Below are 18,210 nucleotides of genomic sequence, written 5' to 3'. Positions count from 1 at the left end.
AATAAATAAAAATCTTGTCACTAGATAATTAAAATCTTTGCCTTGCGTTTCAAATCTGAAAAAATGCAAATGTTTGCAAGTTTTATGCTTTGTACAAAAACAGATCAAAACTGATCGGTAAAGATTAGGAATTTGACTAGAATTTAAATTTCTTTGAAGAGTTAAGAACCCAAGTAAGACAAAAAATCATGCAGAAAAAATGGATAAGTGCAGGCTTAATAGCTATTGTACTGGGAGGAGGTTTATATTTTAGCTGGGATCAGCTTAACCCCAAAAATCAAGAAGAAATAGTTGTAGTTGAGGATTTCAAAGAAGAAATGGAGCAAGATCTATTACTTTATGGAATCAATATCAATGAACTAGATGTAGTAGAAGGTGTGGTAGGAAAGAATCAAACGCTTTCAACGATCTTGGCTCCTTTTAATGTTTCTTATCAAATCATCGATGAAATTGCGAAAAAGTCTAAAGATATTTTTGATGTAAGAAAAATCGCATTCAATAAAAAATTTACTGTCCTGACTGGACGCGATTCCTCAGAAGCTCAATTTTTCATTTACGAGCCCAATCCTTCGGAATATGTGGTTTTCAAATTAGATGAGGTTTCCGTTTACAAGGAAGCAAAGCCTGTAGAATTAAGAAATGTAGAAATCGGTGGTGAAATTTCAAGTAGTCTTTACGTAAACATGACACAATTAGGTATTACTCCTGATTTAATAGATCAGTTTGCTGATATGTATGGTTGGGTAGTGGATTTTCAAAGACTTCAAAAAGGAGATAAATTCAAAGTTGTCTACAAAGAAAAAGTGGTAGATGATCAGGTGGTTGGAATTACTGACATAGAAGCTGCTTATTTTGAACATATGGGAGAACCTTATCATGCGATACCTTTTGAGCAAAATGGAGAATTGAGCTTTTTTGATCAGGAAGGCAACAGTTTCAAAAAAGCATTTTTGAGAGACCCGCTGAAATACACAAGAATCAGCTCAAGATATAACCTCAATAGATATCACCCAGTACAAAAAAGATACAAACCACATTTAGGAACTGATTATGCTGCACCAACTGGAACTGAAATCAGGACAGTTGGTGAAGGCACAGTGGTTGAGGCTAGATATACAAGTGCGAATGGCAATTATGTGAAAATCAAACATAATGGTACATATACCACCCAATATCTTCACATGTCCAAAATCGCTTCAGGGATGAAACCTGGATCGAGAGTAAAACAAGGTCAAGTCATCGGGTACGTTGGAAGTACCGGATTAGCTACTGGTCCACATTTATGCTTTAGATTCTGGAAAAATGGAAAACAAGTAGATTGGCTTAAGGAAAAAATTCCACCATCCGACCCTATTCTTCCTGCCAATAGAATGGCATTTGATCAGGTTAAAATGGATAAACTACAATTACTTGCTAATATTCCATTAAGCTATCCTACTGATAACCTTGTAGCTGAGAAATAAAGGAAAGCTGTGAAATTCACAGCTTTCCTTTATTTAGAAGAATTCATAAAAAAAACCACCCGAAGCAGGTGGTTTTTTAATAAATCTACAGGTTAGGGATCTTAAGCTTCCGGGGTGATTGCTTCACCTGTATGTTGCTTTAATATTTTTATTGTTTTATTACTCTATTGTTTTCTTCTTTTTACCCGATGCTTGATACTTCGTGCTTGTACTTTGTACTCTCTACTTCCTCAGCTTCAACTCTGTCCTTCTGTTCTCTTGGTGTTGAGCTTCGCTGCATGTTCCGCAGTCGTGGATAGGTTGGGTCTTGCCAAACCATTCGTGTTGCATCCTTGCTGCTTCCACGCCTCTATTCACCAAGTATTCCATCACTACTGCCGATCTGCGCTCTGACAAGGATTTGTTGTACTCCTCACTGCCTCGCTGATCTGTATGGCCTGCAATGTACAGATTCAGGTTCTTCATCCGCTTCATCATGATCGCTGTTCTCTCCAACTCTTTCTTGTGAACCGGTCTGATGTTGCTCTTGTCAAAGTCGAAGTACACTATCGGCACTGCGTTCAACTCTCTCTGCAATTCTTCAAAGATGCCCAACTCGTCACAGATATCTTTGTCCAACAATTCCTTCGGCAACTCGTAGTCTTTGTCAGGGTCAGGGAAGGCTTCCAAGACCAACTCCGATCTTCTGTTCAGCTGATGATCAGGCTCTGGGCATGGTACACCATCCCCACAGTCGTTGGTCAGCTTCTCTTCACCAAACCACTCTGCTCTCACTCTTTCTTTGCCGATGTTGTACTTGTTCAGGAACTCCAATACTGCATCTGCTCTGCGCTGACTCAAGGCTTCGTTGTATTCATCGCTCGCTCTTGCATCGGTATGTGAGGCTACGCGTAAGTCTAGGAAGCTATACTTCTGCATCAACTCTCCTAGTTTGTCTAGCGTCGGCTCTGCGTCTGTTCTGATTACTGATTTATCCAGATCATAATACACAATATCAACATACACCGGCATCTGATACGGGATCTTCGCCAGTCTGTATTCTCTCTCTAATGTTTCTGCTTCTAGTCCTACTGTGCTCAGTGTATTGTCATAGATGCTGAAGTAGCCTTTCTTGCTGATCTTCAACTCAAAGTTACTCTCCGGGTTTAGGTCTGCGTTCAGTGATCCATCTGCTCCTCTTGTTGTTTCGATGGTTCCCCTATTGTCTTTCTCTGTAAGGATTGCCGTAAAGCTTTCTGTGATCATATTGTCATCACAGTCCTTCACTCTTGCAATCAGCTTCTTGTTCAGCGCTTCTATGCTATAAATATCATCTAATCCCTGACCTCCTGTTCTGTCGCTTGACAGGTATCTCTTTCCTTCTTCTGTTATGCTGTAGGCAAAGTCGTCTCTGTTCGAGTTGATCGGGGCGCCCATGTTGGTCACATTACCGATCTGTGATTCGCTGTAGTCTGCCTTGAACACATCCAAGCCGCCCAAGCCGGGATGGCCGTTGCTCGAAAAGTAAAGCTTGTCGCCTACTCTATACGGATGGCTTTCGTTTTTGCCCGTGTTGATTTCTGAACCCAAGTTGGTTGGGGTTCCAAAGTTCAGATCTTCGTCATAGCTCACATAGTAGAGGTCAAAGCCTCCCTGTCCGCCTGACATGTCTGAACTGAAGTAAATCCTCTTGGCTTCTTCATCCACAAAGGGATGCATCACTCCGTATTTGGTAGCTGCGTTGAAGGGCATCGCCTGGTGCTCCGACATCATCCCCGATTCATCGATCTTGCTGTAATAGATCTCTGTGCCTACCGCAAACTCCGGGGTTTTCTTCGCCTTGGTGATCCTTCTTGTAACTGTATAAAACATCAGCCCTTTTTCATGCATGAAGCTGGGGTCTGAGAAGTGCAACACTTCTTCATTGCCTGTGTTCAGCTCGGTCAGGTTCCCTGATGTATCTTTTCTTATAATCCTGAAAAACTCCCTGTCGTTGAAGTCATATTTCTCCTCACTGTAGATGTTGTTCAGGTCAAGTCTGATCGCTGGCTTCTCCGTAGGGGTGACTGCTCCCCTGTCCGAGGCAAAGTACATGTTCTTATTCCTGTCTACTGACATCCCCATGTCTGATCCGCTGCTGTTCACTCCTGCCACGGGCACTAGCTTCAGGTTCGCTCGCTCACTGTAAAGCGTCTTCATCTTCTGCGCATCGATCTCCGGAAAGTCGTCTGCCGTGAAGTCTGAACCTTCTAGTAAGGCTTCCATCTCCACTTCTCCGCTATTCACCAGGTAGGAGGACAACAGGTACTCGTAGTAGTCTTCTCTGTCTGCTTCTTCAAACTTCACTACTTTAGCCCACCATTCGTTTGCCTTTTCGTAGTCTCTGATCTTATCGTAGGATTGTGCTATCTGTCTAGCTGTTTGGTGTTTTTCCTTCTTGGCATAGGCCTGCTCGTACACTTCTGCCGCATGCTGGTAGTTATCCAAACTGTACTGCTTGTCTGCATAGCGTAATAGTGCACTCTGCGCATGTAGTTCCCTTAACCCTGTTCCTAAAAACAGAAGGAAGCCTATCAATATTGTTGTAAAAAGATTTTTCATAGTTAGAACCATCTTGGATTTTTCATGGTGACACTTCTCGGTGCAATGTAATATCCTACCGATATCTCGTGGGAGTTGTTCCTGTAATCGCTCAGCACGTTCATGCTGTGGTCATACGCATAGCCAAGTCGCAAATTGTTGGTCGCAAAAACTTCCAGCAAAAAGGCAACTGCATTCCGCTGATTCAGGTTGTCCTGTAGGTTTTCCATTCCCATCTGCATATTAGACCTGTACGAAGCTCCCAGCCATAACCTTTCCTTGAACAGCACCATCCCGTTGATGTCGTAACTCGTCGGGGCTCCTTTCACTTCTTTGATCAAAAAGCTTGGCTTGAACTGTACACTGCTTGAGATAGGTATCATTACTCCCGCTGTAATGTAGTAATGAAAGTCATGATACGCTAAGGCGATATCTTCTCGCTCCAAAGCTCCTCTGCCGATCATGTTATACGCACTCACTCCTGCATAAAACCTGCTGTTGTGAAAAAACATCCCCAGGTTCATGTTCGGTGTGAACATATTCACCCGACCTTGAGGTAGGTTCGGATCATCCGGATTATTGGCTCTGAGCATGTCTCCATCTATCGCATACTCACTCGCTCCGATGCTTGCCCCCAAACCCAAAAACGACTCTCTGCCTGTCTGTATCCTATACGCATACGACAGCATCGCCCCGTTCGTGGTGGTCGGGCCCATCTTGTCCGACAGAACCGATACACCAAAACCCATCAGCCCTTCGTTGGCACTCAGGTCGGCGGTCACCGTAAAGGTGGTCGGCGCACCCTCAAAACCAACCCACTGACTCCGGTAGGTGCTCTGTATATACGGCTCTCCCTTGTAGCCCGCATACGCAGGGTTGATGTGAAGGCCGTTGAATATGTACTGGCTAAACTGCGGCAGCTGCTGCCCTTCGACCATGCCGATGGCTAGAACCGCCATCAGCATTGTCATTCCTAGTGTTTTAAAAATCCCTCTCATAGCTCTCGGATTATTCTTTGATTACTTGTATCCATTCTGACAGATGCAGAGGATTTTATAAAATGTGCTTGATTGAAAATATGAATTTTAGCAAGAGGTTTATTTGAAAAAGATTCCTGCAACTCAATTTTGTAAATGCTTTCCGAAATTTGATTAAAAATTAATTTCTCGCTTCCCGTAAAGAACTTCTCTTTGTTCCTTTGCTTTTTGAAACTGCTTGATTTAATAAAATAATTTCCCATACCTGTATTATTAAGTTCCCCTAAATATGTAAAGCAACTCGTTACACTAGTCACTTAAACATATCAAATAATTTAATTTGTTGTAAAAATACATTTTTTTGTATTTCATACCCTAATTTTTTTACAATTATTTTTATTGAAATGCATTTTTATTATTTTAAAAGTGGTTTTAATTACTATAAAAGATGATTAAAAAAGACTCAATAAAAATATAAAACCGCATTAAAACATAAAAAAGAGGCTGTTTAGCCTCTTTTTTTGTTGATTATTTTTTGATTTCTTAATCGCTTTGTGTATTCTTTAATAATTCTTCTCAATTGACTATCTCCCAAAAAATTATGGGGAATAATCCTTTCCAAACTCCATTGCATATTACTTATATTAAATTTAGGTGATAAGATTTAAACGACAAAAACACCTATATGTTCAGTAAGAAAGTAAAACCGTACTGCTGATAGAGTTATCTTACTGTCCTAAATTTCATAAATAATAAAATTTCATTACCTTTTATATCACTTAAAATCCAAACTAGATGAATCAAAATTTTAACTCAATAGCAATAGATAGCACTTTCAATTCCCAAAAATCAAAATCTATTTCACTTAGAAATTCCACAACTGCTGAAAGAGTCCGACAACTCGAAAAACTTCAAGATTGGATCAAATCTCACTTGGAAGATATTCGAAAAGCAATCTATGCTGACTTCAAAAAGCCATACCCAGAAATTGATGCTTCGGAAATCTTTGTCGTCACTTCGGAAATCAAACATGCCATAAAAAATCTAGCGTCTTGGATGAGTCCAAAAAAGGTATCTACTCCAACGCCTATGTTGGGAAGTAAGGCTCATATTCAGTATGAACCAAAAGGAACCACGTTGATCATTGCACCTTGGAATTATCCATTCAATTTGGCTATTGGTCCACTCGTCTCCGCACTTGCTGCGGGATGTACTGCGATTGTCAAACCATCAGAACTGACTCCACATACCTCTGCTTTGATAAGGAGAATGATTGAAGAAATCTATGAACCTGAATTGGTAGCTGTAGTTGAAGGTGAAGTAGAAGTTGCTCAGTATTTATTATCCAAGCCATTTGATCATATTTTCTTTACAGGAAGTCCCGCTGTAGGGAAAATCATCATGAAAGCTGCTGCCGAAAATCTAGCATCAGTGACTTTAGAACTAGGAGGAAAGTCACCTGCAATAGTCGACTCAGACGTTGATATTCAAGACGCAGCCTCCAAGATAGTCTGGGGAAAATATGTCAACTGTGGTCAAACTTGTATCGCTCCTGACTATATATTGGTACAGGAAAACATCAAAAATGAACTGATTGAAGCTATTCATAGTAAAATCAATGAAATGTACGATCCTAAAATCAAAGGTATAGATGAATCCAAGGATTATGCAAGAATTGTCAACGATAAGCATCTTAAAAGACTGAAACACTTACTGGATGATGCTAATCGCAAAGGGGCAAAAATTGCAGTTGGAGGGAAAATAATAGAAACTGAGAATTATTTCGAACCAACTGTTATGATAGATCTAACTGAAGAAATGGATGTCATGCAGGAGGAAATATTCGGCCCAATTCTCCCAATTATCACTTATTCATCAATTGAGGAAGCGATCAATTATATCAATGAAAAATCAAAACCACTTGCTTTATATATCTTTTCAAATTCCAAAAATGTCTCTGAAACAATTCTAACTCAAACTTCTTCAGGAGGTGCCGTAGTCAACGATTGTGTGGTTCACTTTCTTCAGAATGAACTTCCTTTTGGAGGTGTAAATAATTCTGGGATTGGGAAAGCTCACGGACACTTTGGATTCCTTTCATTTAGCAATGAAAAGGCAATTCTAGAACAACGCGTAGGATTAACCCCTTCAAAATCCCTCTATCCTCCTTATAATTTTATAACTAAGAAAATCTCTCAAGCACTTTTGAAATGGTTCTAAATCAAAAAATCATAAAGCTCTTCTTTATTTTAAGCATCACATTCACTCAAATTAAAGTCATACTGGCTCAGGGTAGACCAAGAGATTTGGGAATAGAAATCGGTGTAATGTCTCCTGGAGAAAAAAACTCTATCCTAGATGTCAAAGGTATAAGTGTAGGTCATTTGACAAAAATCGAAGGTTCAGACATCAGAACAGGTGTAACAGCAATTCTTCCACATCAAGGTAATTTATTCCAAAAGAAAGTGCCTGCTGCAATTTTTGTTGGAAATGGATTTGGAAAATTGGCAGGAACAACTCAAGTAGAAGAGTTGGGGAATATTGAATCCCCAATAATTCTCACCAATACCATGAGTATTGCAGCGGGCATAGAAGGAGTGATTCAATATACAATCAATCAGAAAGGAAATGAAAATGTGCAATCTGTCAATGCCATTGTCGGTGAAACCAATGATGGATTTTTGAATGATATCAGAGGCATGCATATCTCAAAAGATGATGTAATTCGAGCGATTGAAAATGCAAATTCCATACATGTAGAAGAAGGAAATGTTGGCGCTGGTACTGGCACTGTTTGCTTTGGATTCAAGGGGGGAATTGGAACATCATCTCGACTTTTACCAGAACCTTTGGGTGGATATACAGTTGGCGTATTGGTTCAAAGCAATTTTGGCGGTGTATTGCAAATCAATGGTGCTCCCGTAGGCAAAGAACTTGAGCAATACACCTTTCGGAATCAACTCGAATCAGCAGATGGTTCTTGTATGATTATCGTGGCTACTGACGCCCCAGTAGGAGAGAGAAACCTCAAAAGAATGGCACAACGGGCTATGATGGGTTTGGCCAAAACAGGAGGAATAGCCTCTAACGGTTCTGGTGATTATGTAATTGCTTTTTCAAACTATTCTGAAAATTTGATCCAGCACCAAGAAAAATCATTAAGCCTTAAGGAAATAAAAGAGCTCCGAAATGACGATATGACAGCACTTTTTCTGGCAACAATTGAAGCAACCGAGGAGGCCATTATCAATTCCCTTTTTGCTGCTAAAGATATGACTGGAAAAAATGGCAGAACCATAAAAGCTTTACCAAAAGAAAAAGTCCTTGAAAGGATAAAATGAGGCTGTCCGAAAAGGGCAGCCTTTTTTATGCAGCAAATTTTAGGGATTGATTTTTCGTTGGTTGATTTATGAAAAAATATTCTGTTTCGGTTTTAAAAAGGTAAATTTCGACTTCTGTAAGTCTATTTCGAACTCGCACAGAAAATTTTATATGGGTCTTGTGCTTTTTATTGTTATTTGCCACCATTTTTCTAAAATTGTGTCCAATAGCCATCAATAGAAACTCCATTTCTACTTTATCTAATCCTTTAAAGGTAAATCGATTAAATTTATTGTTGCTTTTTAGCTGTCCAAAGACGGCTTCAACTTCTATTGGGCGTTTACTGCGATGCTCGAGTCCTTTTTTACTGTTAAGGAGCTCTTTTGCTTTGGCTCTTAATTGGTTCAGTCGGTGGTTTACTTCTATTGTTCTGTTTCCTTTGGCTTGATGGCATAAACTTCTAAGTGGGCATCCACTACATCTTCTTACTTGATAATAAAACACTTGCGATTCGTATCCATTGGCCGATGTCCGTTTTCCACTTCCAATGTTCTCCATTCTTTGTCCCATTGGACACACATAAAAATCCTGTTGTATATTGTAGAACAAATTCTGGACAAGAAACGGGTTGCCCTTCATTTTTTTCTTCTGCTCTTTGTGAAAATAATTATACTTTACATAGGCTGTTATTTCTTTATTTTCGAGCATTTCGTAGTTTTCTTCACTTCCATAACCAGCATCGGCCACCACTGTTTTGCTTTGTTTTTGATACCTTTTTTCAAATTCCTCCAGATGGGATTTTAAAGTCGTAGTGTCGTTAGGTGTTTGATGGATGGTTACGTTTGTAATGAATTGATTCTCTGTGGATATCTGAGGGTTGTATGCAGGTTTTAACTGTCCGTTTTTCATATGGTCTTCCTTCATTCTCATAAAGGTAGCGTCAGGATCAGTCTTGCTATAGGAGTTTCTATTGCCTAAAACCACTAAATCTTTTTCGTATTTTTCGAGTTTTGGCAGATGTTCCTCTTGAAGTTTTTGAAGCTCTTTGGCTGTTTTTTTGTTTGGCTCTTTGAGTTTTTTATTTAGCTCAGCCAATTTCTCTTTTAACTCTTCCGAGTTTATTTTTTTTGGCAATTCTTCTTTGTTAATTTCTTGGTTATCTGATGCTATACTATTTTCGATATCGGATAAAATACTATTGATTTTTACTTCGAGTTTTTCTTTGTATTTCTCTATAGAACCGCGCCAAACAAAGGTATATTTATTGGATTTGGCTTCTATCTTTGTTCCATCGATATACTGAATATCAAGACTTATGTATTTCATTTCCACAAGCATTTTGACTACCTCGGCAAATAAATCTTTGATGTTCTCTTTTAAAATCTTTCCTCTAAAATCGTTGATAGTTCTAAAATCAGGGGTTGAGTTGCCTGAAATAAACATAAAATGAATGTTCTCGGTGAGTGCTTTTGCTATTTTTCGACAAGAATAAGTGTTGCTCAAATAACTGTAAAACAAAACCTTAAGCATCATTCTGGGATGGTAAGCCGAGGTGCCACCTCCTTTATATTTCTTAAGAATGGTATTGATATCCAATGAATTGACAACTTGATCTACTAAGCGAACAGGATGGTTTTCTGGGATTTTGTCAAAAATATTTATCGGAAAAAGTTCCGGAGTATTGATCGATTGCGATTTAAATATTACTTTAGCCATTGCTTGTTTTTTATGCAACTCTAAGATAATATTTTAGATTAAAAACAGAAAAAAAAGGCTGTCCTTACTTTTTGGACAGCCTCATTGTTTTAAAAAATCTAAAAAAATGAAAAAAGTAATTCTTTCAGCCGTAATAATGGCTTACGTATTAGTTTCTTGTAATCAAAAAAACAAAGAAGCCACGACAGATCATTCTAATATGATGAGCAATGACAGTACTATGATGGAAAATGATAGTACTATGATGAGTAATGATAGCACAGTAATGAATGATAAAACTAAAATGATGAACAATCAAACAAAAATGTATGCCTGCCCAATGCACCCAGAAGTACAAGGAAAACTGAATGACAAATTCTCAAAATGTAGTATGAAATTAACCGAACCTGTTCCAGAAAAAACGGAAGAAAGTAAATAACACTTTATCTGGGCGGAAATTCTAAATTAACCTTGTTATTGTGTTAGCAGGGTTAGTTTATATAATTCATTTAAAATCGGTTTACTATGAAAGGTCTAAATACCTATACCTAAAAAATTATTTCTTGATTTTGTTTTTTTTATTTGTAATTTGCTTATATTTAATATCTTAAAAAAAAGACTAATTTGTGTTTTTTTTCTAAATATGATAAATATCATTTTTTTTTAGAAATATGCCTAATAAATTTATATCATAAAAAAATAAATTAAAGTTAAACTTAAAATTAATTAAAAAATGAAAAATATTCAAGTAAGTGTTGAAGCGTGTTTAGCCTGTATGGTTGAATGTGAAAAATGTGCTGATGGTTGTCTAATAGTAAAAGACCATTTAGAATGTGTAAAATTGTGTCGTGATTGTGCCGACATTTGTGCCCTTTGTGCAAGATTATGTGCGAGAGGTTCAAAATTTGCCGATGCACTTTGTGAATTATGCGTAAAATGTTGTGAAGATTGTGCCAACGAGTGCAAAAAACACGATATGGAATGTTGCAAAAAATGCGCCGATGCTTGCAAAAAATGTGCAGAAGCTTGCAAAATGTAAAAAAATCAATTCAATGAGGCTGTCCGAAAAGGGCAGCCTTTTTTATGCAGCAAATTTTAGGGATTGATTTTTCGTTGGTTGATTTATGAAAAAACATTCTGTTTCGGTTTTAAAAAGGTAAATTTCAAGTTCTACAACTCTATTTAGAGCTTGCAGAGAAAATTCTATATGAGTCTTGTGCTTTTTATTGCTATTTGCTATCATTTTTCTAAAATTGTGTCCGATAGCCATCAATAGAAACTCCATTTCTACTTTATCTAATCCTTTAAAGGTAAATCGATTAAATTTATTGTTGCTTTTTAGCTGTCCAAAGACGGCTTCAACTTCTATTGGGCGTTTACTGCGATGCTCGAGTCCTTTTTTACTGTTAAGGAGCTCTTTTGCTTTGGCTCTTAATTGGTTCAGTCGGTGGTTTACTTCTATTGTTCTGTTTCCTTTGGCTTGATGGCATAAACTTCTAAGTGGGCATCCACTACATCTTCTTACTTGATAATAAAACACTTGCGATTCGTATCCATTGGCCGATGTCCGTTTTCCACTTCCAATGTTCTCCATTCTTTGTCCCATTGGACACACATAAAAATCCTATTGTATATTGTAGAACAAATTCTGGACAAGAAACGGGTTGCCCTTCATTTTTTTCTTCTGCTCTTTGTGAAAATAATTATACTTTACATAGGCTGTTATTTCTTTATTTTCGAGCATTTCGTAGTTTTCTTCACTTCCATAACCAGCATCGGCCACCACTGTTTTGCTTTGTTTTTGATACCTTTTTTCAAATTCCTCCAGATGGGATTTTAAAGTCGTAGCGTCGTTAGGTGTTTGATGGATGGTTACGTTTGTAATGAATTGATTCTCTGTGGATATCTGAGGGTTGTATGCAGGTTTTAACTGTCCGTTTTTCATATGGTCTTCCTTCATTCTCATAAAGGTAGCGTCAGGATCAGTCTTGCTATAGGAGTTTCTATTGCCTAAAACCACTAAATCTTTTTCGTATTTTTCGAGTTTTGGCAGATGTTCCTCTTGAAGTTTTTGAAGCTCTTTGGCTGTTTTTTGTTTGGCTCTTTGAGTTTTTTATTTAGCTCAGCCAATTTCTCTTTTAACTCTTCCGAGTTTATTTTTTTGGCAATTCTTCTTTGTTAATTTCTTGGTTATCTGATGCTATACTATTTTCGATATCGGATAAAATACTATTGATTTTTACTTCGAGTTTTTCTTTGTATTTCTCTATAGAACCGCGCCAAACAAAGGTATATTTATTGGATTTGGCTTCTATCTTTGTTCCATCGATATACTGAATATCAAGACTTATGTATTTCATTTCCACAAGCATTTTGACTACCTCGGCAAATAAATCTTTGATGTTCTCTTTTAAAATCTTTCCTCTAAAATCGTTGATAGTTCTAAAATCAGGGGTTGAGTTGCCTGAAATAAACATAAAATGAATGTTCTCGGTGAGTGCTTTTGCTATTTTTCGACAAGAATAAGTGTTGCTCAAATAACTGTAAAACAAAACCTTAAGCATCATTCTGGGATGGTAAGCCGAGGTGCCACCTCCTTTATATTTCTTAAGAATGGTATTGATATCCAATGAATTGACAACTTGATCTACTAAGCGAACAGGATGGTTTTCTGGGATTTTGTCAAAAATATTTATCGGAAAAAGTTCCGGAGTATTGATCGATTGCGATTTAAATATTACTTTAGCCATTGCTTGTTTTTTGTACAACTCTAAGATAATATTTTAGATTAAAAACAGCAAAAAAAAGGCTGTCCTTACTTTTTGGACAGCCTCATTTTCAAGATAATAATCACCTTGTTTCAGGATAGCTTCCTGATCTTTCATTTTTGAAAGTGTTCTGTATGCCATACCAATCCTAGGGTTTTTAGCAAGTTTAGATTCATTTCTAGCATAAAAATGCCAGTAAAGACTGTTAAAGGGACAAGCTTTTTCACCAACTTTTAAGGCTTTCTTATAAAAACAAGCTCCACAATAATCACTCATTTTATCGATATAGTTTGCAGAAGATACATAAGGTTTGGTTCCAACTATTCCACCATCAGCAAATTGACTCATTCCTCGGGTATTAGTGATTTCTACCCATTCGATCGCGTCTATATAAATCCCCAAATACCACTCATCGAGTTCATCTGGAGAAATACCAGCTAAGAGCGCAAAATTCCCCGTGACCATCAATCTTTGAATATGGTGCGCATAGGCCGTTTCTAAGGATTGCACTACAGCATGTTTGACACAACTCATTTTAGTCTTTCCTGTCCAAAAATAATCAGGAAGTTTTCTGTCATGGTTGAAGAAATTCATGGTCTTGAATTCGGGCATTTTTGCCCAATATATTCCTCTCATATATTCACGCCAACCTATAATCTGTCTAATAAAACCCTCTACCTGGGCTATAGAAACAGAATCTTGGTGCGTCAGCCAATATTTCTCTACTTCTTGGACTACTTCTAGCGGAGAGAGCATTTTGGAATTCATCGCAAAACTCAGTCTGCTATGAAAGAGAAAATTATCTCCTGAGTACATCGCATCTTGATATTCACCAAAGTTTGACAATAATTTTGTGCAGAAATATGTAATCAAGTCCAAACTTTCTTCCCTACTTACGGGCCATTCAAAATGCTTTGGGTCACAATTGCCAATTGTCTTGACTTTCATTTTTACCAATAAATCGAGAATTTCTGACACATCTTTGTTAAAGACTTTTGGAGGAACGAGTAAAATGGGATCTTTCAACTTATTCCTATTTTCATGGTCATAGTTCCATTTTCCAGTAATTGGATCTTTCCCTTCCATCAAGATATTATATTTCCTGCGCATCTCTCGGTAGAAACTCTCCATCAAATATGTCTTTTTCCCTTTGAAAAAATCCTTGAGAAAGTTCCTTTCTGTCAAGAAGTGTTCAGTATCAACATACTCAGTGGGAACTGATAAGTTTTCACAGATTGCTTTAAGCTGTTCATCTAAGCGGTATTCATCAGGTAATTGATATTCAAATTTTTCAAAACCATGTTCCTGAACTAGCTTATTAATATTTTTTTTCTAGATTTTGCTCGTTTTCTTTGTCATCCAATTTCAAATAGATAACATGATGACCGGCTTTTGAAATCTTATTAGTAAAATTCCTCATAGAAAGAAAAAAGGCAACAACTTTTTGAATATGATGCTTGACATAATCTGTTTCCTGCTTCATTTCCATCAAAAGGTAGGTAATATCAGAAGATTGATTTTGGAACCAAGAATGCTTGATATTTAATTGATCACCGAGAATTAATCTTAGCGTTTTTTTCATCTTTTGAATCTGTTGAACTTGAATATAAAGCTAAAAAAATCAGTATTTGTTTATACAAAAAAAAGCCTCCATCACGAATGACAGAGGCGTACCAATAAACCTAAAAATCCCTAACCAAATGTTTTTATCAATACTTGAAACAAGGCATACTGCTTACTTTTCTACCCTTTTGACTAGAGTCGCCCGCTAGGAAAGAGAATCTCATGGAGATCTCATGGGCTCCACCTGTATTGGCATGTCCGAGTTTTGATAAGGTATAATCGTAGCTATAGCCGATGTCAAGTCCAGATGCCAAAGAGATTCCAAAGACTCCGATCAATGACTCATTATTAGGCAATGCATTGTTGAATGTTGGCATTCCTCTATACCAAAGGCCAAATACAATCGGCTGAAGATTCACTTGAGCACCCAAATCCAATTGATTGAATGGATCCTGATGTTTGTAATTAAATGCCAAAACCAACTCTCTAGCTCCCATGGTATTGTTGTAAAAATTTTGTGTCATACCATTTGACAAATCAAACTTTACTCCACCGTGAGCAGAGAGTTTCATTGGTAACTGACTTGTGCCATCCTCTATAAAAGAGATATTTGGCTGAGTGATATGATGTGCAGAAACTCCCAACCATAAATTCTCATTATTGAATAGCAACCCGAAGTTGTAATCTAGGAATCTATGTTTGGCATCCGCACCTAAGTTTTCTCCACTAAAATCTCCAATGTTTCCATTGGCATCAATCTGACTTCCGAAGACCATGTTACTGAAGTTTGCATCTCTAGAAACAAAACTTGCCTGTCCACCAAATCTTAAAAAACTTCTAAAACCCAATTGTAATCTGTAAGAATATACAGCTCCTACTTCCATAGTGCTTAGGTTTGCCATTGATTCTTGAGTTCCATTCACAATCAGACCTATACCACTATTCAAGTTGAATAGATAATGGTCGATATATGCAGAATAAGAATTTAACGTTTGACCCAAACCTGGCCACTGATTTCTATAATTTACCCCTATTCTGGTCATTTCTGATGCTCCCGCAAAAGCCGGATTCAGGTACATTGGTGCAGCATAAAATTGAGAATACTGCATATCCTGAGCTTTCACCGAAAGCGAGAAGAGTAAAAGGGCGATAATTGTCCATATCTTTTTCATGGAATTATCTGATTAGAGTTACACCCCCTGTTTTGTTAATCACATTACCCTCAGGGTTGGTGTAAGTGATTTTGTATACATAGTTGCCTTGTGGCAAAAGACTGCCTTTGAAATAACCATCCCAGCCATTGATCTCAAGTCCAGCTTCTGAATAAAGATGCTCTCCCCAGTGATTGAAGATGTTCATTTCAAAAGAAGAAACTCCTTTCATTACTGGTAGAAATTTATCGTTTAATCCATCTCCGTTTGGAGTGAAAGCATTTGGCATTACTACTAATTCACCATTTGATAGTACTTGCACTGTATTCACTTCTACAGTTGAACAGCCATAGATATCAAAAGCAGTAAGCTTCACTTCGTATTCTCCTGCTTTTTTGAAAGTATGAACAGGATCCTTGTCTTTGCAGACTCTTCCATCTCCAAAATCCCATCCCCAGCTGATAAAATCAGTAGCGATAAAACTTTCAAATTGAATAGAGTCATTGACAAAAACTTGAGGTTCAGAAGTGATCTCTAGTTTTCTATATTCGAAATCTAACCTTGCATTTCCAGTGACTTCTGGGAAGTTTACTTTCATTTTGTCTGTAGTGGTACAGCCATTTGCATCTGTGATTTCTATAGTCAATTCAGAGCTAGTGAAAAAATTAATCTCTCTACTTCCTGCACCTGTGTTCCATTTGATATTATAAGGTGATTTTCCCCCAGTGATTTGAACCCAAGCTACTCCTGTAATATCACCAGTAGCACAATTGATATCTAAGGTATTATCTAATCTAGCAATGAGTTGAGTTGGCTCTTGTATGATGGTTTCTTGAGAAGCATTGCAGCCTTTAGAATCAACTACTGAAACTTTGTAGCTACCTGCTTTTAAGTTTTCTCTTTTCAAAGTGCCAGAAACTCCATCTGACCAAGTGACTATAAATGGACCAACACCGCCTGAAATCTCCACTTCAATACTTCCATCTTCAGCACCATTACATGTAATGTCCTTTGAAGACAGGAGATTTACGTTTATTGCATTTACACCTTCTTTTACTTCAAATGAAGCGTTTACAAAACAGCCTGCGGCATCTGTTACTTTTACTTGATATTGACCTGCTTTTAGATTTGCTATATTTTGACTGCTAGCACCATTACTCCATTCAAATGTAAATGGCGCTTTACCTCCTGAGACGTTTATCTTTATAGAACTGCTTTCTTCACCGCTACAAGAAATATCTGTTGTACTGTCCAAAGAAACTTCCAAAGGGGTAGAAGCTTTCACTTCAAATGATTTTGAAACGCTACATCCACCAGCATCCTGAATCAACACTTCGTATTTACCAGCAGCAAGACCTTCAATGTCTTTGGTAGTTTTTCCATTTGACCACTGATAGGTAAACGGCGCTGTTCCACCTGACACTTGAAGCTTAATAGCTCCATTTTGATCAGATGAACAAGCGATATCTATGATATTTTCTTGCACTTCTATAGCTGGGCCATCAGAAGCAATTGAAAAAGCGATAGTAGTACTACAATTATATACATCATATACTGTAGCGGTGTAGTCACCAGCAGGAAGGTTGGTAGCTTCCATTTTATTCATCAAACCGTGGCTCCACTCTACTTTATATGGCTCACCTCGTCCTACTTTAACATTGATTTTTGCAGATCCGGTGTTGCTACTTCCACAGCTTGCATTTTTAGTTTCTACCATTTCCACGATCAATGGATATGGAGGCTGAATGACAATTTTCTCAGTGTGTTCTGTTCCGTAGCTGTCTTTTATATATACAGTATAAGTACCAGCAAAAAGATTATATCTATTTTGAACAGTTTCATTATTATTCCATCTAAAAGTATATGGCTCTACCCCTCCTTTTACGTCAAGTATGATGTGACCTTTTTCACTATGTGAACACAAAGCTAACTTTCCAGAAACATTCACCTCAATGTTTCCAACAGTAGAACTTTGGTTGGCAGCATTTATTCTTGCGTTGTTAGAAGTTGGGATATTGGTTTTAACCTCCGACTTTGTTGTCTGAGCTGTCAACAACATCATAGGCGCATTGAAACCGAACCAAATCATGATTCCTATCGCAATTATTTTCCCATATTTAATTTTGTGCGCTTCCATCGTTTTACCGATCTATGTTGAACCTTTGTGTGATGATTTCACTCTGATATTTTGCTCTTTAAATGCATAATTCTGTTTTTCAAACTTTAAAACATTATTTTATGCTTTTTATATTTATCAAAATGAAATTCTTTTTTTCAAGTCGTTTCAATTAATTAATGAAATAAAAATCTTATTTCCAACACTAGCTACGAGAAAAAACACAAAGTAAGATTGCTCAGAAAAATGCAATTTTTCCCCTTTTAATACCATGTTCAAATATTTGATGAGCAGTTGCTTTTTTGATATATTTAAAAGCAAAAAAGTAGCAAATGGAAGTCAAAAAAATTTTTAAAATATTTTCATTTTTTTTTGAAAAAAGTTTTAGAAATAAAATTGGGCTTTCGATTAACCCATTTTTGATCTACTTGATTTCATTGGTTTTCAATAGATGATTGCGTAGAAATTCTATTCATGTTCATAAATATTTTACTCCATTTTAGAAAATATGATTCTCCACTATGACATTAGGATGCATATTTATAAAAAAATGTCCCTGCAGAAAATGGTTCTGGGTCAATATCTGAGCGCAGCTGA

The 18,210-nt window shown here is 37.3% G+C and carries 12 protein-coding genes and 1 pseudogene; 5 read left to right on the top strand and 8 right to left on the bottom strand.

Features of this window, described 5'->3' with window-relative positions; genetic code table 11:
- Positions 1-188 precede the first annotated feature (188 nt).
- Complete coding sequence (locus tag BELBA_RS06835; RefSeq protein ID WP_014772006.1) at positions 189-1,463, top strand: peptidoglycan DD-metalloendopeptidase family protein; 1,275 nt, start codon at positions 189-191, stop codon at positions 1,461-1,463.
- Positions 1,464-1,685: 222 nt separating this feature from the next.
- On the opposite strand, the gene BELBA_RS06830 is transcribed toward BELBA_RS06835, so the two are convergent.
- A complete protein-coding gene (locus BELBA_RS06830; RefSeq protein WP_245531104.1) occupies positions 1,686-4,043 on the bottom strand; it encodes an OmpA family protein in 2,358 nt (785 codons plus the stop codon).
- 2 nt (positions 4,044-4,045) lie between these two features.
- Entirely contained in the window at positions 4,046-5,020 is a 975-nt protein-coding gene (locus BELBA_RS06825) for a PorP/SprF family type IX secretion system membrane protein (RefSeq protein ID WP_014772004.1), read from the bottom strand.
- Between the two features lie 774 nt (positions 5,021-5,794).
- Between BELBA_RS06825 and BELBA_RS06815 the strand changes: the two genes are divergently transcribed.
- A complete protein-coding gene (locus BELBA_RS06815) occupies positions 5,795-7,219 on the top strand; it encodes an aldehyde dehydrogenase family protein (RefSeq protein ID WP_014772002.1) in 1,425 nt (474 codons plus the stop codon).
- Positions 7,210-8,340, top strand: coding sequence for a P1 family peptidase (locus BELBA_RS06810; RefSeq protein WP_014772001.1), 1,131 nt, complete (start codon positions 7,210-7,212; stop codon positions 8,338-8,340). The genes BELBA_RS06815 and BELBA_RS06810 overlap by 10 nt, the downstream gene beginning before the upstream one ends.
- A 25-nt stretch (positions 8,341-8,365) precedes the next feature.
- On the opposite strand, the gene BELBA_RS06805 is transcribed toward BELBA_RS06810, so the two are convergent.
- Positions 8,366-10,036 carry an IS1182 family transposase gene (locus tag BELBA_RS06805; protein ID WP_014772000.1) on the bottom strand — a complete coding sequence of 557 codons (1,671 nt, stop codon included), beginning with the start codon at positions 10,034-10,036 and terminating at the stop codon, positions 8,366-8,368.
- Between the two features lie 106 nt (positions 10,037-10,142).
- On the opposite strand from BELBA_RS06805, the gene BELBA_RS06800 reads away from it, so the two are divergent.
- Complete coding sequence (locus BELBA_RS06800; protein WP_014771999.1) at positions 10,143-10,454, top strand: heavy metal-binding domain-containing protein; 312 nt, start codon at positions 10,143-10,145, stop codon at positions 10,452-10,454.
- Between the two features lie 294 nt (positions 10,455-10,748).
- Complete coding sequence (locus BELBA_RS06795) at positions 10,749-11,054, top strand: four-helix bundle copper-binding protein (RefSeq protein WP_014771998.1); 306 nt, start codon at positions 10,749-10,751, stop codon at positions 11,052-11,054.
- 42 nt (positions 11,055-11,096) lie between these two features.
- Here the strand turns inward: BELBA_RS06795 and BELBA_RS20455 are convergent.
- The 5 genes and pseudogenes from BELBA_RS20455 to BELBA_RS06775 form a co-directional block, all read right to left on the bottom strand.
- Positions 11,097-12,765, bottom strand: a pseudogene (locus BELBA_RS20455) (IS1182 family transposase).
- A gap of 33 nt (positions 12,766-12,798) precedes the next feature.
- A complete protein-coding gene (locus BELBA_RS06785) occupies positions 12,799-14,106 on the bottom strand; it encodes a cryptochrome/photolyase family protein (protein WP_342626406.1) in 1,308 nt (435 codons plus the stop codon).
- Positions 14,102-14,365 (bottom strand): cryptochrome/photolyase family protein, encoded by a 264-nt coding sequence (locus BELBA_RS20395; protein WP_342626398.1) that lies wholly within the window; start codon positions 14,363-14,365, stop codon positions 14,102-14,104. The genes BELBA_RS06785 and BELBA_RS20395 overlap by 5 nt, the downstream gene beginning before the upstream one ends.
- 127 nt (positions 14,366-14,492) lie before the next feature.
- The gene (locus BELBA_RS06780; RefSeq protein WP_014771997.1) at positions 14,493-15,518 is read right to left on the bottom strand and encodes a PorP/SprF family type IX secretion system membrane protein; all 1,026 of its coding nucleotides are present in this window, start codon (positions 15,516-15,518) and stop codon (positions 14,493-14,495) included.
- A 4-nt stretch (positions 15,519-15,522) separates the two neighbouring features.
- Positions 15,523-17,634, bottom strand: coding sequence for a T9SS C-terminal target domain-containing protein (locus tag BELBA_RS06775; protein WP_014771996.1), 2,112 nt, complete (start codon positions 17,632-17,634; stop codon positions 15,523-15,525).
- Positions 17,635-18,210: the final 576 nt, after the last annotated feature.

It is taken from the genome of Belliella baltica DSM 15883, from assembly GCF_000265405.1.
In the GTDB taxonomy this organism is placed as follows: Bacteria; Bacteroidota; Bacteroidia; order Cytophagales; family Cyclobacteriaceae; genus Belliella; species Belliella baltica.
This window is presented reverse-complemented; position numbering and strand designations above follow the sequence as displayed.

What these genes read in the sequence shown, in the direction of transcription:
- BELBA_RS06835 (WP_014772006.1), top strand. Translation starts at nt 189, where the DNA reads ATGCAGAAAAAATGGATAAGTGCAGGCTTAATAGCTATTGTACTGGGA.
- BELBA_RS06830 (WP_245531104.1), bottom strand. Translation starts at nt 4,043, where the DNA reads ATGAAAAATCTTTTTACAACAATATTGATAGGCTTCCTTCTGTTTTTA.
- BELBA_RS06825 (WP_014772004.1), bottom strand. Translation starts at nt 5,020, where the DNA reads ATGAGAGGGATTTTTAAAACACTAGGAATGACAATGCTGATGGCGGTT.
- BELBA_RS06815 (WP_014772002.1), top strand. Translation starts at nt 5,795, where the DNA reads ATGAATCAAAATTTTAACTCAATAGCAATAGATAGCACTTTCAATTCC.
- BELBA_RS06810 (WP_014772001.1), top strand. Translation starts at nt 7,210, where the DNA reads ATGGTTCTAAATCAAAAAATCATAAAGCTCTTCTTTATTTTAAGCATC.
- BELBA_RS06805 (WP_014772000.1), bottom strand. Translation starts at nt 10,036, where the DNA reads ATGGCTAAAGTAATATTTAAATCGCAATCGATCAATACTCCGGAACTT.
- BELBA_RS06800 (WP_014771999.1), top strand. Translation starts at nt 10,143, where the DNA reads ATGAAAAAAGTAATTCTTTCAGCCGTAATAATGGCTTACGTATTAGTT.
- BELBA_RS06795 (WP_014771998.1), top strand. Translation starts at nt 10,749, where the DNA reads ATGAAAAATATTCAAGTAAGTGTTGAAGCGTGTTTAGCCTGTATGGTT.
- BELBA_RS20395 (WP_342626398.1), bottom strand. Translation starts at nt 14,365, where the DNA reads ATGAAAAAAACGCTAAGATTAATTCTCGGTGATCAATTAAATATCAAG.
- BELBA_RS06780 (WP_014771997.1), bottom strand. Translation starts at nt 15,518, where the DNA reads ATGAAAAAGATATGGACAATTATCGCCCTTTTACTCTTCTCGCTTTCG.
- BELBA_RS06775 (WP_014771996.1), bottom strand. Translation starts at nt 17,634, where the DNA reads ATGGAAGCGCACAAAATTAAATATGGGAAAATAATTGCGATAGGAATC.